At 41.8% G+C, this 18,728-nt stretch carries 19 protein-coding genes; 8 read left to right on the top strand and 11 right to left on the bottom strand.

The window, feature by feature from the left end; translation table 11 throughout:
- Positions 1-52: 52 nt before the first annotated feature.
- Both ACFGVS_RS29370 and ACFGVS_RS29365 read right to left on the bottom strand, forming a co-directional pair.
- A complete protein-coding gene (locus tag ACFGVS_RS29370) occupies positions 53-940 on the bottom strand; it encodes a hypothetical protein (RefSeq protein ID WP_439696667.1) in 888 nt (295 codons plus the stop codon).
- A 191-nt stretch (positions 941-1,131) separates the two neighbouring features.
- Entirely contained in the window at positions 1,132-1,560 is a 429-nt protein-coding gene (locus ACFGVS_RS29365; protein ID WP_090644818.1) for a hypothetical protein, read from the bottom strand.
- A gap of 390 nt (positions 1,561-1,950) precedes the next feature.
- Here ACFGVS_RS29365 and ACFGVS_RS29360 point away from each other — a divergent pair, with 390 nt between their 5' ends.
- Positions 1,951-2,145: a cold-shock protein gene (locus tag ACFGVS_RS29360; protein ID WP_090644815.1), complete on the top strand. Its 195-nt coding sequence runs from the start codon at positions 1,951-1,953 to the stop codon at positions 2,143-2,145.
- 270 nt (positions 2,146-2,415) lie between these two features.
- Positions 2,416-2,814 (top strand): YtxH domain-containing protein, encoded by a 399-nt coding sequence (locus ACFGVS_RS29355; protein ID WP_274209042.1) that lies wholly within the window; start codon positions 2,416-2,418, stop codon positions 2,812-2,814.
- 82 nt (positions 2,815-2,896) lie between these two features.
- Here the strand turns inward: ACFGVS_RS29355 and ACFGVS_RS29350 are convergent, their stop codons facing one another.
- Positions 2,897-4,777, bottom strand: coding sequence for a M1 family metallopeptidase (locus tag ACFGVS_RS29350; protein ID WP_274209043.1), 1,881 nt, complete (start codon positions 4,775-4,777; stop codon positions 2,897-2,899).
- Between the two features lie 274 nt (positions 4,778-5,051).
- The gene (locus ACFGVS_RS29345; RefSeq protein ID WP_274209044.1) at positions 5,052-5,558 is read right to left on the bottom strand and encodes a DUF892 family protein; all 507 of its coding nucleotides are present in this window, start codon (positions 5,556-5,558) and stop codon (positions 5,052-5,054) included.
- A 94-nt stretch (positions 5,559-5,652) separates the two neighbouring features.
- On the opposite strand from ACFGVS_RS29345, the gene ACFGVS_RS29340 reads away from it, so the two are divergent.
- Positions 5,653-6,600, top strand: coding sequence for a Smr/MutS family protein (locus ACFGVS_RS29340; RefSeq protein WP_439696666.1), 948 nt, complete (start codon positions 5,653-5,655; stop codon positions 6,598-6,600).
- Positions 6,601-6,649: 49 nt separating this feature from the next.
- Here the strand turns inward: ACFGVS_RS29340 and ACFGVS_RS29335 are convergent, their stop codons facing one another.
- A complete protein-coding gene (locus ACFGVS_RS29335) occupies positions 6,650-7,942 on the bottom strand; it encodes a DUF885 domain-containing protein (RefSeq protein ID WP_439696665.1) in 1,293 nt (430 codons plus the stop codon).
- A gap of 85 nt (positions 7,943-8,027) precedes the next feature.
- Here ACFGVS_RS29335 and ACFGVS_RS29330 point away from each other — a divergent pair, with 85 nt between their 5' ends.
- Positions 8,028-8,990: a hypothetical protein gene (locus tag ACFGVS_RS29330; protein ID WP_439696664.1), complete on the top strand. Its 963-nt coding sequence runs from the start codon at positions 8,028-8,030 to the stop codon at positions 8,988-8,990.
- Between the two features lie 83 nt (positions 8,991-9,073).
- Here ACFGVS_RS29330 and ACFGVS_RS29325 read toward each other — a convergent pair whose 3' ends face one another.
- The 3 genes from ACFGVS_RS29325 to ACFGVS_RS29315 form a co-directional block, all read right to left on the bottom strand.
- The gene (locus tag ACFGVS_RS29325) at positions 9,074-9,436 is read right to left on the bottom strand and encodes a hypothetical protein (protein ID WP_090644786.1); all 363 of its coding nucleotides are present in this window, start codon (positions 9,434-9,436) and stop codon (positions 9,074-9,076) included.
- Between the two features lie 90 nt (positions 9,437-9,526).
- On the bottom strand, positions 9,527-11,263 hold the full coding sequence (locus tag ACFGVS_RS29320; RefSeq protein WP_439696663.1) for a serine hydrolase domain-containing protein: 1,737 nt from the start codon (positions 11,261-11,263) through the stop codon (positions 9,527-9,529).
- A gap of 57 nt (positions 11,264-11,320) precedes the next feature.
- A complete protein-coding gene (locus ACFGVS_RS29315) occupies positions 11,321-12,133 on the bottom strand; it encodes a helix-turn-helix domain-containing protein (protein WP_439696662.1) in 813 nt (270 codons plus the stop codon).
- 175 nt (positions 12,134-12,308) lie between these two features.
- Between ACFGVS_RS29315 and ACFGVS_RS29310 the strand changes: the two genes are divergently transcribed.
- Entirely contained in the window at positions 12,309-12,602 is a 294-nt protein-coding gene (locus ACFGVS_RS29310; protein ID WP_439696661.1) for a hypothetical protein, read from the top strand.
- A 10-nt stretch (positions 12,603-12,612) separates the two neighbouring features.
- On the opposite strand, the gene ACFGVS_RS29305 is transcribed toward ACFGVS_RS29310, so the two are convergent.
- The 3 genes from ACFGVS_RS29305 to budA form a co-directional block, all read right to left on the bottom strand.
- Complete coding sequence (locus tag ACFGVS_RS29305) at positions 12,613-13,854, bottom strand: DUF3179 domain-containing (seleno)protein (protein WP_439696660.1); 1,242 nt, start codon at positions 13,852-13,854, stop codon at positions 12,613-12,615.
- On the bottom strand, positions 13,855-14,418 hold the full coding sequence (locus ACFGVS_RS29300; protein WP_090644767.1) for a carboxymuconolactone decarboxylase family protein: 564 nt from the start codon (positions 14,416-14,418) through the stop codon (positions 13,855-13,857).
- A 230-nt stretch (positions 14,419-14,648) separates the two neighbouring features.
- A complete protein-coding gene (gene budA, locus ACFGVS_RS29295; RefSeq protein WP_439696659.1) occupies positions 14,649-15,458 on the bottom strand; it encodes an acetolactate decarboxylase in 810 nt (269 codons plus the stop codon).
- 303 nt (positions 15,459-15,761) lie between these two features.
- Here budA and ACFGVS_RS29290 point away from each other — a divergent pair, with 303 nt between their 5' ends.
- The 3 genes from ACFGVS_RS29290 (at position 15,762) to ACFGVS_RS29280 (ending at position 18,600) form a co-directional block, all read left to right on the top strand.
- Positions 15,762-16,472 (top strand): DsbA family oxidoreductase, encoded by a 711-nt coding sequence (locus ACFGVS_RS29290; RefSeq protein WP_439696658.1) that lies wholly within the window; start codon positions 15,762-15,764, stop codon positions 16,470-16,472.
- A 230-nt stretch (positions 16,473-16,702) separates the two neighbouring features.
- Positions 16,703-17,263: a hypothetical protein gene (locus ACFGVS_RS29285; RefSeq protein WP_439696657.1), complete on the top strand. Its 561-nt coding sequence runs from the start codon at positions 16,703-16,705 to the stop codon at positions 17,261-17,263.
- Positions 17,264-17,442: 179 nt separating this feature from the next.
- Complete coding sequence (locus ACFGVS_RS29280; protein WP_274209054.1) at positions 17,443-18,600, top strand: MFS transporter; 1,158 nt, start codon at positions 17,443-17,445, stop codon at positions 18,598-18,600.
- Positions 18,601-18,728: the final 128 nt, after the last annotated feature.

Here is an 18,728-nt window from a genome sequence, read left to right as displayed (position 1 = left end):
GCTGAAGGGCTTTTTTTATTTATGGCAGTTTGGCTATCCTGTAGCAGTACCGTTAAAGTTTAATGGTGGCGCCAATGTCAAAATAAAATATACCCGGTTTGTTTATCATACTGCCGGTAATGTTTGCAGGCAATTTATTTTGCGAAATGGCGTACGACGGCGAAGCATGAAGAATCAATACGCCCGTTTTATAGGCCATTGGTACCGAAAACTCGTAGTCAAGCAGGTTAAACTTACTTAACATGGCTTCTTGCTTAGCCAGCGCTTTTGAGGTATTGGATGCAAGTTTGTATTTTTTTTGTGTAAGATAGGCATCGTAAAAATTTTGCGTGCCTCCGTTCATCTCGGCCAATGGCGAAATAACCAGGAAATCGTTACCATTAACAATACCGGTAGTGATGAAATCGTGCGATAAGCCTGCATTTACAAAAACATCGTTTTTAAATCCTTTGCTCACAAAATTATAACCGGTCCCTATGGTTGGAGTTACAATGCCCACAATGTTATAATCAAGGCTTGCATTGATGGTGCTATTTATTGACGAACCTATTTGAGTACTGTTTTTATTATAAAATAATTTTGAAAATGATGTTTCGGCGCTCAGGTCATCAGTGATATCAAAGTCATAGCCCGCTGTAAGGTTTCCTTCGTCAAGCTTATCCACAATGCGGTTTGGTATATAAGTAATACTGCCCGAAAGATATAGCCCATTGCTAAAGGAGTATTTGATATCAGTTATCAACATGGGAGTTTTTATGGTATCAGCCCGGCCCATAATTACATTATTTCTCAGGTAACTAAGGCCAAATTTGAATGAGCCTTCTTTATCACTTTTCTTTGTTTCATCAACCTTATCGGCCGGATTACTTTGAGCAAAAATCCCATTCGCACAAAACAAAAAAAAGGCAGTTACCAAAAAGGATACGCATGCAATTTTCATTCTTTTTACGCATTGATAAAATGACAGCCATTTGGCTTTGCCATATTTAAATGGGAATACAAGCTATTAACCGGCTCCCTCCGGCAGGATAGGTAAAATTATTTAACGTATGCTATTAACGCGTAAGGTTCAAATAATGATATAAAAAAGCTGCCTCTTTAAAAGCAGCCTTTGTTTAACAAAATCATGGGTTACCGTACATGAGTGGCATGGTGTTTTGCCACATCGTGTTTGGTTTGCCTGATTTCTTTTTTTATGTCTTTTACTTCTTCCTTGGCGGTTAAGCGCACTTCTTTGGCAACTCTAACGTTTTTCCTTGCGGCTTTTACATCCTCTTTTGCTGTTGCTAAGTTGGCTTTGGCTGCCGCTATGGTAACTTTATCTGCCTTTTGAGCAATGGCCGCATCCAGCGTTGCCTGGGCGGCTGCCAGTTCAGACTCGGCGGCTGCTAAGTTTGATTTTGAGGTTACAACTTCTGTTTTAGCTGATGCTACTTCGGTTTTAGCAGCAACAATGTTCACTTTTTCCTCTGCTTTTGCAGGTACCGAAGGGCTTGACGTTTGAGCGAAAGCCACGGCTGAAAATAACGTACTGAGCGTTAACAGGATTATACTTTTCATGACTTTTTTTGGTTCCGATTGGTTATGATTGTTTACGTTTTTGCAACTATTTGGTTACACGCATATGACGTAACGATTATCAAAAGGTTTAAGTGTAACTGGCCACAAATATAATATTTTTGATGGCTATTTTTTTAAACAATTACTTGTTGAATATACCACTCTATGTTGGCCTCCTGCCATGCCGGCGTAATTTTAATTTGAATATTTGAGAATTTTAAAGTTAAAAAATTAGTTTCGAAGCTTTAAAAGCAACTGATTATTAGTTATTTAATTTCTATCAATGTGTTTTAATTTCCAAAACCGGCGTTTTTATCCTCAAATCTTCAAATTCTCAAATGTCCAAATCGAAGAATTTTCCCTACCTTGCCGCCTTTAATAAATAAAATAATGCAAAAAGAAGGAACAGTAAAATTTTTTAATGAAACAAAAGGTTTTGGATTTATTACACCTACAAGCGGTGGCCAAGACATTTTTGTTCATTCGACAGGCCTGATCGATGAGATCCGCGAAAACGACAAAGTTGAATTTGAAGTTGAAAACGGCAGAAAAGGTTTAAATGCGGTAAATGTAAAAGTTATCTAAGTATAATATAACCATTAAGCATACCAGGCATCCGCTTTTTAGTGGATGCCTTTCTTTTTTTTAGTCATTTCTCTGCGCTGTCATTTGTCATTAGGCTGCGCCGTCATTGGTCATTGGTATTTCAAAGTCCGAAGTCCAAAGATACCAAAGTCCAAAAAATCTTAACTCTTGATTCTTGGCTCTTGATTCTTCTTCCCCCCCTCAAAACTGGCATTGTTGTTGTTCTAACTTATTTAAGTTAAATCATATCTACAAAAACAAAAATTAACCATGAAAGATCAAGCAAAAATTATAGCCGCACTATTAGTAGGTGCAGCAGCAGGGGCTGCGTTAGGTTTATTACTGGCTCCCGAAAAAGGTAACGAGCTTAGGGATGATATTGCCGACTACATAAACGACCTGGTTGATACTGCTAAAAATAAAGCGCAAACAACAGCCAGCGGCATAAAACAATATAGCAGCGATGCCATAGAAAAGGCCAAATCAAAATTTAACGGTACCGTTAGCGACCTTTATGATTATAAAGATGATGCTTTGGAAACAGCAAAATCAACTGCTAAAGCTGCCGCAGAAAAAGCACAACACGTAGCGGAAGATGTGGTTGAAGATGCTAAAGCAAAAGTTAAAACTACAGCCAACAATTGGAATAATACTATACAAAATGCATAATTTTTAGTACTATATATCAAACAAAAAACCCGGATCAATAATGCATCCGGGTTTTTTGTTTGATATATTTTTTTCTTATTGTTTATTTAAAAGCAAACGTATTATTTCCTTCGGTTGCATCCATAAATATACCGCCGTCAAGGGTCACGGCTTTAATTACTTTGGGAGTTTTAATGCTGACCGAAATTTGTTTTTGATTTTTTTCCCAAACAGCAGGCGATTGGTGCCTGGTTTCGGTTGTTCCGTCGGCATAAGTTATCTTCACATCAAACGGGATAACAAAACCGCCTACATTTTTAATATCGGCAACATAACCATCTTTAGCTTTGCCAACCTTTTGCAGGTTTAGGTCGATGTAGTAATTGCTAAAAAACCAGTTATTAAAAAACCAGTTAAGGTTACTGCCAGATATATTGCTCATAGAGTTAAAGTAATCCCATGGGATAGGGTGTTTACCGTGCCAGCGGTCCATGTAGCCATGCAGCGCTTTTTTAAATAAATCGTCGCCAAGCATATCTTTCAAAGCAAAATAGCTTAACGACGGTTTACCATATGAGTTGTTACCATAACCCGCCCTTAATTCGCTTGACATAGTAATAATGGGCTGATCTTCGGCGGTTGATGCGTCATGAATCCATCCGTTTATCCTGAAACTCTTGTAAAGTGCGTCGGCCTTTTCGGCACCTACTTCGTCGGTACCTATTAAACGTTCAAAAGTTGTGGCCCAGCCTTCGTCCATAAAAGCGTAACGACTTTCGTTAATGCCCATATAGAATGGGAAATAGGTATGGGCTATTTCATGATCCTGAACAAAAGCGGCAAACTGGATATCGTCTGTATGACTGTCATTAACCATCATAGGGTATTCCATGTCAGCAAAACCCTGAAAAGCAGTCATTTTAGGGAAAGGATAAGGTACCCCCGGCCAGTTATGTGACAACCAGCTTAACGAATGGCGCCCAGCTTGCACCGCATGATGAAAATCTTCTGATTTATCTAAAAACGCAGCCTGCATACTTGCCCTGCGGTGCGTGGCATCATCAACTATGGCGCTTGCGGCATCCCATACATAATGATCGCTGATGCCAACAGCCATATCGCTGATATCATTTGCTTTCCAGATCCAACTATTCTGGTCTTTTTGCACTGTAATATCCTTTTTGGCAAGGTCGGCAGCAGTTGCCACATGTATTGTCGAATCGCTGGTCATTGATGCTGCCAGGCGTTTGGCATATTCAGGCTGTAAAACCTGGTTGGGGTTTTGCAATGTGCCTGTTGCCCAAACTATATAGTTTTTCGGAACATTTACCGTGAGGGTGTAATCGTTAAAATCGTTATAAAACTCCTGCGCATCTAAAAAAGGCAACCTGTCCCAACCATTGTAATCGTCATAAACGGCTACACGCGGGTAAAAATAAGCCAGGTAGTAGGAGGTGGAATCAATCATACCCTCGCGGCCGCTTTCCAGCGAGATCTGGAAATGCCAATCGATATCCAGTTTTAATGAATCATGCGGCATTAAAGGTTTTGTTAAAGTTACCGCCATATTGGTTGAGGCCGCTTTACTATTAACTTTTTTAGCCTCGCCATTAATCAAAAACTTATCAAACTGAATGCCGCTGGTCAGGTAGTCATCTCCTGCATCTCCAAACCGGGCAACACCGGGTTTATGAATGTTCAGGATTAGCTTCATATTAAGCCTTTTCAATGTATCCGGGCTATTATTTACGTAATTTATCGTTTCCGACCCTTTAACGTTCCTATCCGGCGGCAAGGCAGTAATAGTGATGTTGTAAGTTCCGTGATTTTGCCAGTATTTTTTACCAGGCTTTCCGTCGGCTTGTCGCGTTTCTTTTGTAAAAGCTTTTTGAATATCGCGCGGCATGTATAAGGTTTGGGCCTTCACTTGCGTGAGCGCGAAACACGACAATGCGTAAAACGCTATTAGTTTGGTGTGTTTCATAAATGTAAATAAATTCAGTGTGTCAACTTTTGTAAAGATGCTGTTAACACCAAATAGTTACAAAATAAATGAAATTTAATACACCTACTTAATCGTCAGTTTTTCGTAACAAAATTGTAACATCTTTTTAATTGAGATTAAATAGTTTGCTATTGCGGGAAATATTTTTTTTATTTGTACAAGTTATTTTAATAGGGGTATTAAATAACTAATATTTAAGCCATCCGAACTTGTTCGGGTGGCTTTATTGTTTCAAAGAGGCATCAAATCTGTCTTATTCCTCGGTAAGATACTCTTTCGAGATTATCACAAACAGGCGGTCGTTGTCTATCGATTCGTCAAAACATTCTGTTAGCAATTGGTTAACCTTATCGTATTTCAATAATTTGGCAACCATCATCAGCATGCGGCAGGATGTAATATTAACGTGCTCAAGTAATTGCAGGTACATAATGATGTCCATATCGCTCAAAATAGTTATTTGCTGTTTTTCATCCAGGCAAAACTGATCTTTGACGATTGATTTTATGGGGTTACAATTTTTATCTGATGGCGTTTCGCCCATATAGGCATAAACTTCGTCCATACGGGCAATCTGTTTTCTAATGTCGCCCCAAAACTCGTGGATGGCCAGTTGTAAATTACTAAAAGAAGCCCGCGCGATGATGTGTTCCAGGTTATTATTTAGATAACACTTGCCAAAATAAATGCGGTTAAGGCTATGTAAAAATACCTGTTTTAACGAATAAGGGTTCAGATGGTTCGGGGTGTTATTGCTCATGTTTTTTTCAATTAAGATGTTGTGATGATTGCATTAACTTGCCGGCAGCATAGCCAAAAAGTAATACTAACTTTGCCCGCTGATAAGCATAACTATGAAATATAAATTAGGCGATTTTGTTCGGTTTGTTGACGAAAAAATGGAAGGTTTTGTAACCCGCATTATTGACGATCAGATGATAGGAGTTACCGGCGACGACGAATTTGAAATACCTGTGCTGGCCAGCAAGGTAACCACCGTACATGGCTATGAACCCGCCGGAACAAAAAAGGCAGCCATTGCTGATGAAAAGCCAGCTGATTTGGGCACATTTGAAAAGAAAGGCATTTATGTTGGCGTTGTGGCCGACGCCAAAGCACCTTCGGTAGTTCATTTCCATTTGGTTAATACCACATCATTTCAGCTATTGGCCGCTTTTAGCACCGAAAAGCAACAGGTTTTTAAAGGAGAGTTTGCCGGGGTAATACCGCCATCATCCACAGAAAAAATTTACTCGGCTCAATTAGCCGATTTGCAATTGTGGCCATTGTTTACCTTCCATATTATTTATAACACCAAACAGAATATCGAGCCACCTTTACCGCTGGCTGTAAAAGAAAAATTTAAGGCAAAAGATTTTTCATCAACCAAAAAGCAGGTGCCGCTATTAAACCAGGCCGGGTGGCTTATAAGGCTTGATGAGCCGGATTTGGTAATAGACGCCCAAAAACTAAAAGAAAGCTTTTTTAAACCCGCCGAGGAAAAGGTTGTATTTGAAAAGCCGGTGAGCGAGGTTGACCTGCATATAGAGAAACTGCGCGACGATCACCAGTTTTTACAAGCCGGCGAAATGATTCAGATCCAGCTTGCCCATTTTCATAAAGCGCTGGATGCAGCTATAGTTCACCAACTGCCCGATATTACTTTTATTCATGGAGCCGGCAATGGTATTTTACGGCACGAACTACATAAGCTATTGGGCAAACACCCCAAAGTACAAACTTTTATGGATGCCCGTAAAGAAAAATTTGGCTATGGTGCCACAAAGGTGATCCTGAAATAAGACATGGTAATAAAACCTGCGGTAGTATAAATAACGGCGCAGGTTTTATTTACCTGAATACGTTTTCTTTTACCAAAAACAAGGGCAGCGAGCCATGATCCAGCACGCGCGAGTGAAAATCCCTGATATTAAATTCTTTACCCTGCTTTTTTTGCAATTCCTCTTTCCACTGCAGTATTTGCAGCGCGCCGTATTTATAGGTAACTACCTGGGCTGGCCAGCGGCGCATGCGGGCTATTTCGCGCAGGGCAATATCATCCTGGTTACGTATGTTCTTTTTCCAGAAGGCAAGGGCCTGCTCATCCGTCCAGCCATAATAGTTTAGGCCAACATCAAGCGGTACGCGTACCGAGCGTACTATATCCCACTCCCACTTACCCAGCTCATCATAAGGGGTTTGATATACACCCAGTTGCTTACCTAATTCTTCGGTATAAGCAGCCCAGCCTTCGGCAAAGCCTATGTAATAAAAAAGCTGCTGCACCGCCGATGTTTTGGTTTTACTTTCAACACTTGCCTGGTAGTGGTGCCCCGGCACGGCTTCATGTATAAAAAGCCAATCGTACTGACGCTTGTTGTAGGGCTTATCAAAAAGGTTGTAATAAAAAGTGTTGTTATCATAGTAACCCGGCGTTTGCGCCAGTTGCCTGCTTTCGCCTGCCTTAATTTTTAAAGGGTTTGGTTCGGCATCGTTAAACAGCCCGGGCAGGTTGGTATAGATAATTGCTTTGGTGTGCTCAAAGCTTTGTTGCACTACTTTGGGGTCGCTTTCAAAAAAAACAGCATCGTTCAGATGTTTGTAAAAAGCTTCCTCTGATAGTCCGGTTTGTTGCCTCACTATTTCAATATGCCGTTGTACACGGGCAACTTCGGTAAGGCCAAATTTGTAAACCCCGTCGGGCGTCACATCGGCGCCTACCCATCGTTTTAATAAATAAGCATACCATGCCTTACCGTTGGGGATAGTTATGATGCCCCCTGCCGATATTTTCTCCGGGCGATGCTTTATCCACTCCTGTTCCAATGCCAGGCGCTCCAGGTTTAGGCCGGTTTCATAAGTAATCAGGTTATAGTCCAGCTTTTGCGATGGTGTCAGAATATTGGCTTCATAATTTAAAAGGCCCTGCTTTGCCCACGTAAAAAAAGCAACTTGTTTTTGGATGTTTTCAGTAGTACCAATATGTTCCAGGCCGCTTACATAGCTCAGCTCAAGTTGTGGCAGGTTAAGGGTCTTGTGCCCGCTTACAAACCTGTCCGAAAAAACATCAAACTTTTCTTGCGCACCGACATTAAATAAGCACAATGTAAAAAAGCAAAAGCAACATAAACGTATCTTCATCATATGAATTTGGGCAGTTGTTATCTTCGATGATAAATTGGCGCTGATGTTACAAAACATGCACTTATTAACTTAAATTGTAGCCACCATGCATAAACTAACCTTTCTTGTTATCCTGTTAATTATGGGTAATAAAACCGTTGCCCAGGTAAATTATCCCGATGCGATATTACCAACCGATACCCCGGTTTTTTTTGCCAAAGGATTATTAACAGATGGACTAAGCAACCGCGATTTTGCCATATCGCCAAATGGCGACGAGATATTTTATACTTTACAACAACCCCGTTTTGTAACCAGCACCATTTTACACCTGATTAAAAAGAATGGTAAATGGGGTAAGCCGCAGGTAGCCCAGTTTTCGGGCAGATATAAAGATTTGGAGGCAGCATTCTCACCCGATGGGCAAACAGTTTATTTCTCGTCGAACAGGCCTACAGCAAACAACCCCACAAAAAAAGACTTCGACATTTGGCGGGTTAAGCATAAACCTAACGGTACATGGACAGAAGCGGAGAATTTAGGCCCGATAGTTAATACAGATAAAAACGAATTTTACCCCGGCATAACCCGCAGCGGCAACCTGTATTTTACAGTAGAGGCCGATTATGGTAAAGGCAGCGAAGATATTGTAATTTGCAAGCCCAATGTAAACAGTGGATTTAACAAACCCGAAAGCCTGCCCGAAGACGTAAATACCAAATACGATGAGTTTAACGCTTTTGTTGATCCCGACGAGCAATTCATCCTCTTTAGCTCGGATGGCAGGCCGGATAACCTGGGGCGCGGCGATTTATATATAAGCCGCAAAGATAAAACAGGCAACTGGCTGCCCGTAAAACATTTGCCGGCACCAATCAATTCCGGCGCGATAGATTATTGTCCATTTGTAAGCTGGGATAAAAAATACCTGATATTTACCAGCAGCAGGTTAAATAAAGATTTAACAAACGATAAACCAAAATCGTATCTACAATTAAAAGCATTGTTAAGCGGTGCAGGAAATGGCTGGGATGATATCTACTGGGTAAAATTCAACCCCGACTGGTAGCGATTGATACAAGAAAACCAAAGGCTTACGAAGCTTTCTAAAGCTTCGTAAGCCTGGGATAGTTTCACCTGGTAAGTATAAAACTATTTCTTTTCTTCTGCTCTTTTCAAAACGGCGTGATTTTTTGAGCCGTTAATTTCCAGGTCGATAGCAGTTGAATCGCCGTAAAATTTGCCAGTGTGCGCAATATCCATTCCGCTGGTAGCTATGCTAAATGAAAACGTAGTGCCATCTGTTTTACCATTAGTTAAAGGCACGTCGCCTTCGGGTGTTAAAGCCGTTCCTGTTAATTTATCCCCTTCAATTTTAAAATTGTAAAGTAAGGGGTATTCGGTGCCGCCAATGTCAATTTTTCCGGCCCATTTTCCGTTAAGGTCGGCAATGGCTGCAAGGCACGCCATAAAGCAACCAACCAATAATGCTGTAGTAAAAAACTTTCTTTTCATAATTTAATTTTGTTGATATCTAAGATAAGACGTTTTTTAGTTACTTAGGTTACCAGAATATTATAAAAAAATAATGATCAGCGTTTTATATTATTTACCCGCCGTCTTCAGAATATAATTTTCCATGATCTTTTCCGGCTGCCATACCCTTCGGTTCCTGAAATTACCTGATGTAATAACTACTACCATATGGTATTGCGGCACAATAAAAATGTACTGACCGCCAGCGCCACGGGCTTCAATAGTGTTGATGGTTTGGCCGTTTACGTTATAGTGGTAATGCCACCACAAAAAGCCATATTCGTTTTTCTCATTATGATTTTCGAGCACAAGGTATTTTTTAAATGATGCATCAACCCAGTTTTTACTGATGATCTGCCTGTTTTGCCATTTACCACCATTGGCATAAAGCAAACCGAATTTCAATAAGTCGCGTGGGCGCAGGAGCATGCCGCCTCCAAAATAGGGGCGGTTCAAGGGATCGTCAAAAACGATATAGTTGGAGATGCCTAAGGGTTCAAAAAGATTTTGATCGATAAACAAATCGAGCGGGTATTTTACAACCGTATCTACAATTACACCCAATAAATACGGATTGGCCGAGCTGTAATTGGCATGTGTTCCGGGATAGTTAATCATTGGCGCTTCCACCACCGTTTTAAGCCAATCGGCCGAGTTTTGGTATTCGTCTTCGGATGCCGCGGATTTACGATCAATGCCGAAATCTATCGCATCCAGGCCCGAGCTCATGGTAAGCAGGCTGCCAATGCTGATAGCTTGTTTCCTGGCATCGCCATCGGCGGCGTGTTTGTACTTTGCCGGTAAAAATCCAAACAGTTTCTGGGCTGTATCTTTCAGCAGGCCTTTGTCCATAGCAATACCCACAATTGCCGACGAGATACTTTTTGAAGCCGAGCGAAGGTCGTGCACCGTTGCCTCATCATAGCCATTAAAATATTGCTCATAAACCAACTTACCATTGCGGCTAATGAGCACGCTGTGCGTATTTGTAATTTTATTGGCGTTGATGCTATCTACCATCAGTTTTAAATAGCGTTCATCTAAGCCGGCAGCTTTTAAACTATTTACCGGCAGGGCATCGTGCATATCAACCGGCGTTTTGCCATCAAATGGTATTTTGAGGTTTCCGCCTGTTAACTCCCAATCATTAACCGAGCGGCGCAATGAAACCGCAGCAATAGGCAAGCCGGCTATTGACGCCTGTAAGTTTATTGCATCCTTTAAAATTCTGCCACTAAACTTTAACCCGGTGCGATAATCTCTGAAGTGAATATTATCACTTGTAAGCGTTAGCCCGCCACTGGCGAAGCCCGAAAAGCGAGGATCACCCAGGAAAATATAGGCCTCATATTTGGTAGAATCGGTGTTCTCAACATCAATATAAAATTGAGGTTTCAGGTTGGGCACAAAAAGTATATTCCACCGGCCAGTATAAGTATTGCCCGGCTGCTGTTTCAATACCAGGTGATAGCTCCACTGAACGGAACGGATAAAAAGCCGGATTTGCCCCTCCCCGATAATGCCTTTAACAGCAAGGTTGCTATCTATTTTGATATCAAACTTATTGGCCGATAAGCCAAATCTCTTTTGAATTGATTTCCCGGCAGATGACAATTGAAACGTATATGCATTAGCGCCCAACTTTTTTACAGATACATTAATACTGAAATTCTCCGGATGATTTAGTAAGCCCTCCCAATGGCCTTCGTATGGTTTCATCCCTGCCTGCGCCATGCAGCCATAACTGATGAGCAACAGAAACAGCAACGCGGGTAGCCTATTTTTTAAATACGTGCTTAATAACATGATATATATTTTATACCACAATAGTAATGGCAATAATGCCGGCAAAATAGCACATTGTTAACGTGCGGTAATTATTTTGCGGTACTGCAAAGGCGTAACACCAAACGCCTGCTTGAAGCTGCGGATAAAATGACTCTGGTCTGCAAAGCCACATTCATAGCCAATTTGGGTAAGTGAAACATCAGCTTTTGCCAACAGCACGGCAGCCTGGTTTATCCTTTGTTTTTTTAGATAGTCGCCAACCGTGGTGTTAAAATACGTGGGGAAACTGCGCGATAAATGTACAGGGTGCACCTGCGCTATAGCAGCCAGTACATCCCACGATAAAGTGGCGGCATCGGCATCGTTTAAAACCTCTTTTATTTTTTTAACCCAGGCCGGCTGCCTCGCGGTTTCCCGGCATTTTTCGCCGGTAAGGAAACCGAAAACCTTAAAAAGCGATTCGCGGATTATAAGTAACTCAATATCGGCCGTGTATTTGGTTTCCATATACATATTGCGGAACAGCAGTTTCAAAACCGGGTTATCCAGTTTCAGGCTTCCTTCTATCCGGCTTAAAGGCAATTGGTACCTTTCAAAAAAATCCTGCTCTAACTCAATATGAAATCCACGGGTATAGCCGGGATGTTTGACATTACAATGCGCATCTTGCCAGTTATGGAATAACAAAGTTCCGGCGTTGCATTCATAACTTTCTTTTTTGTTGGTTTCCTGCATGTTACCGGTAAGCAAAAAAGTAAAGTACGGGTTTTCATGGGTATGCCAGTCAACCTTATCATATGTATACTCGGTATCAGTAACGATAAGGTTATCCAAATGAATAGCCTTATTCTGGATTCCGAAATATTTTCCCTTTTCAAGCTGAAGCATACGCTTTATAGACGGCTGGCAGGGGAAATTGTTACGAGGGGAAGAATTATTGAATTATAATCTATTGCAGCCTCATTTTCAAATCTTCAAATTCTCAAATTTTTAAATGACTCTCATCTGCACATTTGAAATCTAAAATCTGCACATCTACATTATTTGCTTAATTTTACCGCCGATGAAAAAAGTGGAAGTATTAAAGCTGATTGACCTGATTGAGGAGATTAAGAAACTGGACGAATTGATTACCCAAAGCCGCAAAACGAAGACTTCTGACTTTGTGCTGAACCAGTATGAGGCAAAAAAATTAAAAATGATTGGCTCTATCATCAATGAACTGGCCAACCCTCCTATCCAGTCGATGGAAAGCTACCTGCTTATTCAAAAAATCCTGGACAAATATTACCCGAACATTGATAATGGCGACCTGCTAAACGACAGTGACATAGCAAAGATTACGGCAGTTATTTAGTTTAGCCAACCTACAAACCCCAAATAACTGCTAAAGGTTCCTCCCGCTCGCCTTCCTTCCAAAATATGGTTTTGGGGTGAAAATGCTTCCATGAATGCCAGTATTCCTGGTAAGCCTGTACTTTGGTAAGCCGTTGTCCTTTTTGTGCTCCTGAAGTACACAAACCATCCCAATCCCAAACAGAGGCTGTTTCCTTATCGGTAAGCTTATCATTCTTATCCAGGTCGAAATGGAGTGTTTTACCATTAAGCACAGCGTTCCATACATGATAGCTCAGGCTGTCCTTCTCGATGCCTATCAGTAGCGAATTATTATTAAGTTCGTCGTTCAGTATCCGCTTGTGGAACATATGCCGCCAGTCATAGGCTTTGGCCTGGCCGTTAATGATTACCCCGATAACCCAGCTTTTACGGATAAGCGAATCTTTATTTTTCAAGGTGCTATCTTTATCTATATACTGTACACGGTCGTAATTTTTAAGGTCGGCATAATCAGGTGCATACAACTTATCGGCCTGCATAATGAGCGATGTTGGATGCTTTTGCAACCAGGCACCCAGGGTTAATTGCTCATAAGGCAACTCCTGTAAATGCTGCCCCTTCAGTTTACCAACCGCGGCGTTGCCGGTAGCCTGGTACCACCACGTTTTGGTGCTTTCATCCTCAATAATGGCATTATAGTGCCTGGCCCCTACCAGCCTGAAATTTTGACGTTTTCCATTTACAATAGGGTTATAAACCCTGCCCGTGCGGCACATGGTACAATAGGTAACCAAAACGGGCTGCTGGCCCACATTATCCTGTACTTTATGATGATAGCCCAAATAAATAACCGGGTAAGCCTTGGCAACGCCATTGTTTACCACACCCACAACCAAATAATTTAAAGGCACCTTGTTTGATAAGCCGTTGGCAAATTTAGCAGCCTCGGTTTCTTTAAACATGGTTTCGGCTTTGTACATGTAATCGGTAATGTAAAAGCTGGCCAGGCAAAGCAGCAATACCGCAGCTTTAACTATTTTACCCCTTTGTGTATTTTTTGAGTAGAATTTAAACAGGTACCAAACAATAAAAATAGCGCCTATTAAACGTAGCGGGTTTACAATTTTTTCAAGGTAATAGCATACGGTGATAGCATTTAAATCCTGGCTGCCAGGGAAAGGCATCAGCAGGTAGGCATGTACCAGGCCCGGTACAACCAACAAAATAATCCCAATCCAAAATATTCCAGGTCTGTGTATATATTTCTTCATTTAATCTGCATTTAAGGCGGCATACCTATTTGCCGATGGCAAATAGCCATTTGTTTTTAAGATACCTGCAAGGCGATTATAAAAAGCAGGTTCGGTTGGGGTAACGCTGGCCAGTCCATCTACATAACGGTTATATAAACTAAAAAGGGCGGCAATTAAAACAGTATCGTGTAGCTCCAGGTCGGTAGCGCCGGCCTGTTTGGCATTAGCAACCAATTCGGGTGTTACATTTTTGCCGTTTACCTGTGTTTGGCGCGCAATTTCAAGCAAATATTTCATTTTTTCAGTTACCGGGGCATTGTCCGGATCATTTTTTACCTTTTCGGCAGTTTCGGTTTCACCCAACAAAACGTTAGCAGCTGCGGTATGGGCATTGGTGCAAAAGCGACATTGGTTGCCATTGCTTACCACTGTAGCAATTAATTCGCGCTCGCCTTCCGTCAGGGTCGATTCTCCCCGCAACAGGATTTGGGTAAGCTGCCTTATAGGCAAAGCCGTATCCTGCCTATAATTAAGCAAACCGGTAATTCCGGGCAGGTTTTCGTCTAACGGGATATAAGGCATACCAGCTTTAATGTGTTTCGGGCGTTGCAGCCAGCCAATAAATTTAAATACAAGGTTTTATAATCGACCCTAATTTATCTAAAAAATTAAATAAACAACAATCTATTGCAAATTATTATTGAGGGGCGGGGTTAGTGTAGCGTGGTTCGGGGGTAAGTTGAAAAGAACAAATTGAATTTCGAACCTTCGACCCGAACCATAATCCCCGAACCTCGCCACCAACGCTTAATTTACTGCTTCTTACCGTTTTCCACGCTTTTTATCTCTTCTTTACGGTCTTTTTTAAAGTCGAAGTTATTGAAGTCGGCAGTTTGGGGCAAATCCATGGTATAGCTGGTAAGGGTATCAACTTCTACTGTAATATCCGTCGCATCCAGGTCAATCAGGTGGCCGCCGGCAGTTTTATCCGTCGATAGAAAATGAAAATGATAACCGCTGATATGCGCCCCCTCCATAAATGCCGGAATGCGGAAGCCTACAAGGTCGCCCTGTACGTTGGCATGTTCAAAAAAATGCTGCCTGTTCAGCATGGCGGCAAGCGGCAGGTAAGGTTTTTCAACCGGCGGGAAAGCGCGGGTTTTAACCAGTTTAAATTTACCCTTGATATGGATGGCATAAATACCGTTCTGATTGGTAAGCAGGCTATCCAACAGCGCATAAAGCCCCGTTTTAGTTAAGGCGCCGGCATGCGTAAACGTTTTTTTAGCTTTAAAAAAGCAAACTACCGCATAAGGCAGTTTACCTGTATCGGAAACCAGGGTTGTTTTACCTGTTGACCTGGTCTGGTATATCTTTCCATCCATCATCAACAGTTCGCCATCCAGCTGGCCGGGGGCGCCGAGGCCAAAATTACCATGTTTTTCCAGTTGCTTATAAGGATACCAGTTATCATATAGGCCGCCTATAAAGCCAGAAGCAAAGCCGGCGCTAAACAGGTTGTCGCCGGTATCGACAGGCTTAATTTTATGCTGGGCGATGGCAGTACCGCAGCATAAAATAAACAACGATAATAAACAAAAAGTAATGTGTCGTTTTTGCATTGTAGGCGTAATTATTTCGGGTATACAAAGCAATTGTTTTACCGGTATTTATCCAACTAATTGAACATAATTAAGTTTGATTGATTTTTATGCAACCAGATTTTTGTCTGAACCAGGATTAAACAGATTTATCAGATTTTTTGGATTTTGTGTTACCACCTGCAAATCAAATCCAAAAAATCCGATAAATCTGACGAATCCCGGTTCAGGCCAACGCCGCCAGCCCACTTAAATTTTACTTTGCCCTTACGGTGATGCTAAACCCTTAGTTTAAATTTGTATGGCAAATAATTTTAAAACACCATGATGAAAGTAGAGATCTGGAGCGATGTAATGTGCCCGTTTTGTTATATAGGCAAACGCCGGTTTGAAGAAGCTTTGGAACAATTTGAGCATAAAGACCAGGTTGAAATTGAATGGAAAAGCTTTCAGCTTAACCCGGATATGAAAACCAACCCCAATATTAACATTAGCCAATACCTGGCCGATGCAAAAGGCTGGACACTTGAATACGCCCGGCAAATGAACAACCACGTAACCCAGATGGCGGCCGAAGTTGGCCTGACCTATGATTTTGACAGATCTGTTGTTGCCAATAGTTTTAAGGCACATCGTTTTAGTCACCTGGCTAAAAAGCATGGCCTGGGCGACAAAGCGGAAGAAGCGCTGTTTAAAGCTTACTTTACTGATGGTCTAAATATTGATGATACTGATACCCTGGTAAACCTGGGCACCGGCATTGGTCTTGATGCTGCCGAAATAAAGCAGGTACTGGAAAGCGACACTTATGCCGATGATGTAAAACGTGATATTGCCGAAGCACAGCAATTAGGCATCAGGGGCGTTCCGTTTTTTGTGATGAATAACAAATATGGCGTATCGGGCGCGCAGGCGGTTCCCGTTTTCCAGGAGACTATCGAAAAATCGTTTGCCGAATGGCAGCAGGAGAACAGCAAACCGGCGCTAACTATCATAGAAGGCGAATCATGCGGGCCGGATGGCGACTGCGCTTAATTACTGATTAATAGCTGCAAATCCGACATCCTGTTTTTTTCGGGACAATATTTCATTTGATGTAAATTCCAGAGGGTATAGGTTAAATAAATTTCGCTATTTAACCTATACCTTTTTTTAAACGCTCAGCTATACAATCAACTCAAAAAATAGTTTTAAACATTTTTAAATAACACGAAACAATATTATATTTAATGCAGTAAAACGGAGTGAAAATCAATGATGTGGGTATGCAAAAAATATACTATAATTTATTTACCGGCTTATTTTTAATTGTTACGATTAGCAGTTGTAAGCTTAGCGGTGATGTTATGCCAACCAAGTCTAAAGACACTACCGGAGCCCTAACCGGAACTGATCCTGGCACTGGCAGTAACGGAGAAGTACCTATTGGAGCAGTCGGCACAATTTCGTACCAGGTAGATAGCAGCGCTGTAGTAACCTATAATTCAAACACAGCGTTTGTCGTTTTTTTGCCGGGCGACCCGGGCGTGAGCCTGCTTTATCCAAACGGGGCTACACAAATTGCAATGCTTAACCCAAACGACCTTAATACTTCTTTTACTTTGATTTTTACAGGTATAACACCAGGTACCTATGATATTTTCGCGGCAAGTATTAACACACCAACCTTGCAGCTTACCGCCCAGGCAACCGGTACGGTAAAAGCAACAATTTTAACGCATTCGTCAAATACAAAGGGAACAGTACAAGGCACTTTCAGCGGAGACGAATTGGACGGATCATTTAATACCCATCATGTTAAAGGGTCGTTTAACTTAAAGCAATAACCTTACCCAAACCAAAGTCATATTTGCAAAGCAGTTGTTTAAAAGCAACTGCTTTTTTATTTTCAAAAAAACAGGTCAAAGTAAAAAACGATTTAGCATTTTCATTGTGTCAACAAAACACCTATATTTGCATCAACACAACTAAGTGTAAAAAATACACTTAGTATAATAAAATAAGAATGATAGATGCACCCGCCCTACCGGTTTTAAATAACAAAAAAACATTGCGCATTGCCGTGGGAGCTATGTTTTTTATGGCCGGGTTAAGCTTTTCAAGCTGGGCATCGCGTATCGCTACAGTACAACAAACCATGGGCCTGTCTGATGCGGCACTTGGCGCCGTGTTATTCTCGCTACCCGTTGGGCTAATGGCATCCCTGCCATTTTCGGGCTGGATTATTACCAAAATTGGCAGCCGCAGGTTACTCATCGGCGCATTGCTGGTTTATGCCTGCGCATTGGTTACTTTGGGCCTGGCTCAAAATACTTTTCAGCTTATCATTTGCCTGGTTTGTTTTGGGTTTAGCAGTAATGCCGTTAATATAGCTGTTAACACACAAGCCGTGGCCGCCGAGGAAATATACCAACGGCCCATATTGGCCTCTTTCCATGGTTTATGGAGCCTGGCAGGTTTTGTTGGCGGCGGCTTTGGTACGCTAATGATTGCATTTAAAATAGCGCCTGTATACCACTTTTTGTTTATGCTGTTGGTTATTGTAACGGGGCTGGCTATATCTGCCCGTTATTTAAAAGATGATAAGGTAGCCAGCGCAGGGCCAGCATTTGTCATGCCCGATAAATCGCTCATTAAATTAGGTATCATCGCATTTTGTTCGATGATATGTGAAGGTGCCATGTTTGACTGGAGCGTTATCTACTTCAAAAAAATTGTGCTTGCCCCTGCCGAGTGGGTGGGTATTGGTTTCACCGCCTTTATGTGTACCATGTTTATAGGCCGTTTTGTGGCCGATGGATTTGCTCATAGGTACGGCTTAAAACGCACTTTGCAGGTAAGTGGCGCCTTAACAGCTACCGGCCTTACTATCGCAGTAATTTTTCCTGATTTTTACACCGCCATATTCGGGTTCCTGTTAGTTGGCGCAGGCGTATCGTCTGTTGTTCCGATGGTGTACAGCGCTGCCGGCAAATCAAAAACTATGCTGCCGGGCGTTGCCTTGGCTGCCGTGTCAACCATAGGCTTCCTGGGCTTTTTTGTAGGTCCTCCGGTTATCGGCTTTATTGCAGGTATTGCCACATTGCGGGCATCGTTTGTGCTCATCGCGCTCATGGGGCTTTCGGTAGTTTTGGTATCAACCAAGGCTAAACTCGATTCGTGATGCCGGGCACTAAGTTACCGTCCAAAGGTTAGTACGTAACAAAACGCATCAAGCGCCTTCATTATTTTCATCCCTATTTCCAAAAAAGTCTGCAAATCTTATAGCTATTTCAGGTTGGGTCACCACAA

Source organism: Mucilaginibacter sediminis, from assembly GCF_051903035.1.
GTDB lineage: Bacteria > Bacteroidota > Bacteroidia > Sphingobacteriales > Sphingobacteriaceae > Mucilaginibacter.
Note: the sequence above shows the minus strand (reverse complement) of the source record. Positions and strands in the feature narration are given on the sequence as shown.

Coding starts and splice junctions, on each gene's coding strand:
- ACFGVS_RS29370 (WP_439696667.1), bottom strand. CDS start 940: ATGAAAATTGCATGCGTATCCTTTTTGGTAACTGCCTTTTTTTTGTTT.
- ACFGVS_RS29365 (WP_090644818.1), bottom strand. CDS start 1,560: ATGAAAAGTATAATCCTGTTAACGCTCAGTACGTTATTTTCAGCCGTG.
- ACFGVS_RS29360 (WP_090644815.1), top strand. CDS start 1,951: ATGCAAAAAGAAGGAACAGTAAAATTTTTTAATGAAACAAAAGGTTTT.
- ACFGVS_RS29355 (WP_274209042.1), top strand. CDS start 2,416: ATGAAAGATCAAGCAAAAATTATAGCCGCACTATTAGTAGGTGCAGCA.
- ACFGVS_RS29350 (WP_274209043.1), bottom strand. CDS start 4,777: ATGAAACACACCAAACTAATAGCGTTTTACGCATTGTCGTGTTTCGCG.
- ACFGVS_RS29345 (WP_274209044.1), bottom strand. CDS start 5,558: ATGAGCAATAACACCCCGAACCATCTGAACCCTTATTCGTTAAAACAG.
- ACFGVS_RS29340 (WP_439696666.1), top strand. CDS start 5,653: ATGAAATATAAATTAGGCGATTTTGTTCGGTTTGTTGACGAAAAAATG.
- ACFGVS_RS29335 (WP_439696665.1), bottom strand. CDS start 7,942: ATGATGAAGATACGTTTATGTTGCTTTTGCTTTTTTACATTGTGCTTA.
- ACFGVS_RS29330 (WP_439696664.1), top strand. CDS start 8,028: ATGCATAAACTAACCTTTCTTGTTATCCTGTTAATTATGGGTAATAAA.
- ACFGVS_RS29325 (WP_090644786.1), bottom strand. CDS start 9,436: ATGAAAAGAAAGTTTTTTACTACAGCATTATTGGTTGGTTGCTTTATG.
- ACFGVS_RS29320 (WP_439696663.1), bottom strand. CDS start 11,263: ATGTTATTAAGCACGTATTTAAAAAATAGGCTACCCGCGTTGCTGTTT.
- ACFGVS_RS29315 (WP_439696662.1), bottom strand. CDS start 12,133: ATGCTTCAGCTTGAAAAGGGAAAATATTTCGGAATCCAGAATAAGGCT.
- ACFGVS_RS29310 (WP_439696661.1), top strand. CDS start 12,309: ATGAAAAAAGTGGAAGTATTAAAGCTGATTGACCTGATTGAGGAGATT.
- ACFGVS_RS29305 (WP_439696660.1), bottom strand. CDS start 13,854: ATGAAGAAATATATACACAGACCTGGAATATTTTGGATTGGGATTATT.
- ACFGVS_RS29300 (WP_090644767.1), bottom strand. CDS start 14,418: ATGCCTTATATCCCGTTAGACGAAAACCTGCCCGGAATTACCGGTTTG.
- budA (WP_439696659.1), bottom strand. CDS start 15,458: ATGCAAAAACGACACATTACTTTTTGTTTATTATCGTTGTTTATTTTA.
- ACFGVS_RS29290 (WP_439696658.1), top strand. CDS start 15,762: ATGATGAAAGTAGAGATCTGGAGCGATGTAATGTGCCCGTTTTGTTAT.
- ACFGVS_RS29285 (WP_439696657.1), top strand. CDS start 16,703: ATGCAAAAAATATACTATAATTTATTTACCGGCTTATTTTTAATTGTT.
- ACFGVS_RS29280 (WP_274209054.1), top strand. CDS start 17,443: ATGATAGATGCACCCGCCCTACCGGTTTTAAATAACAAAAAAACATTG.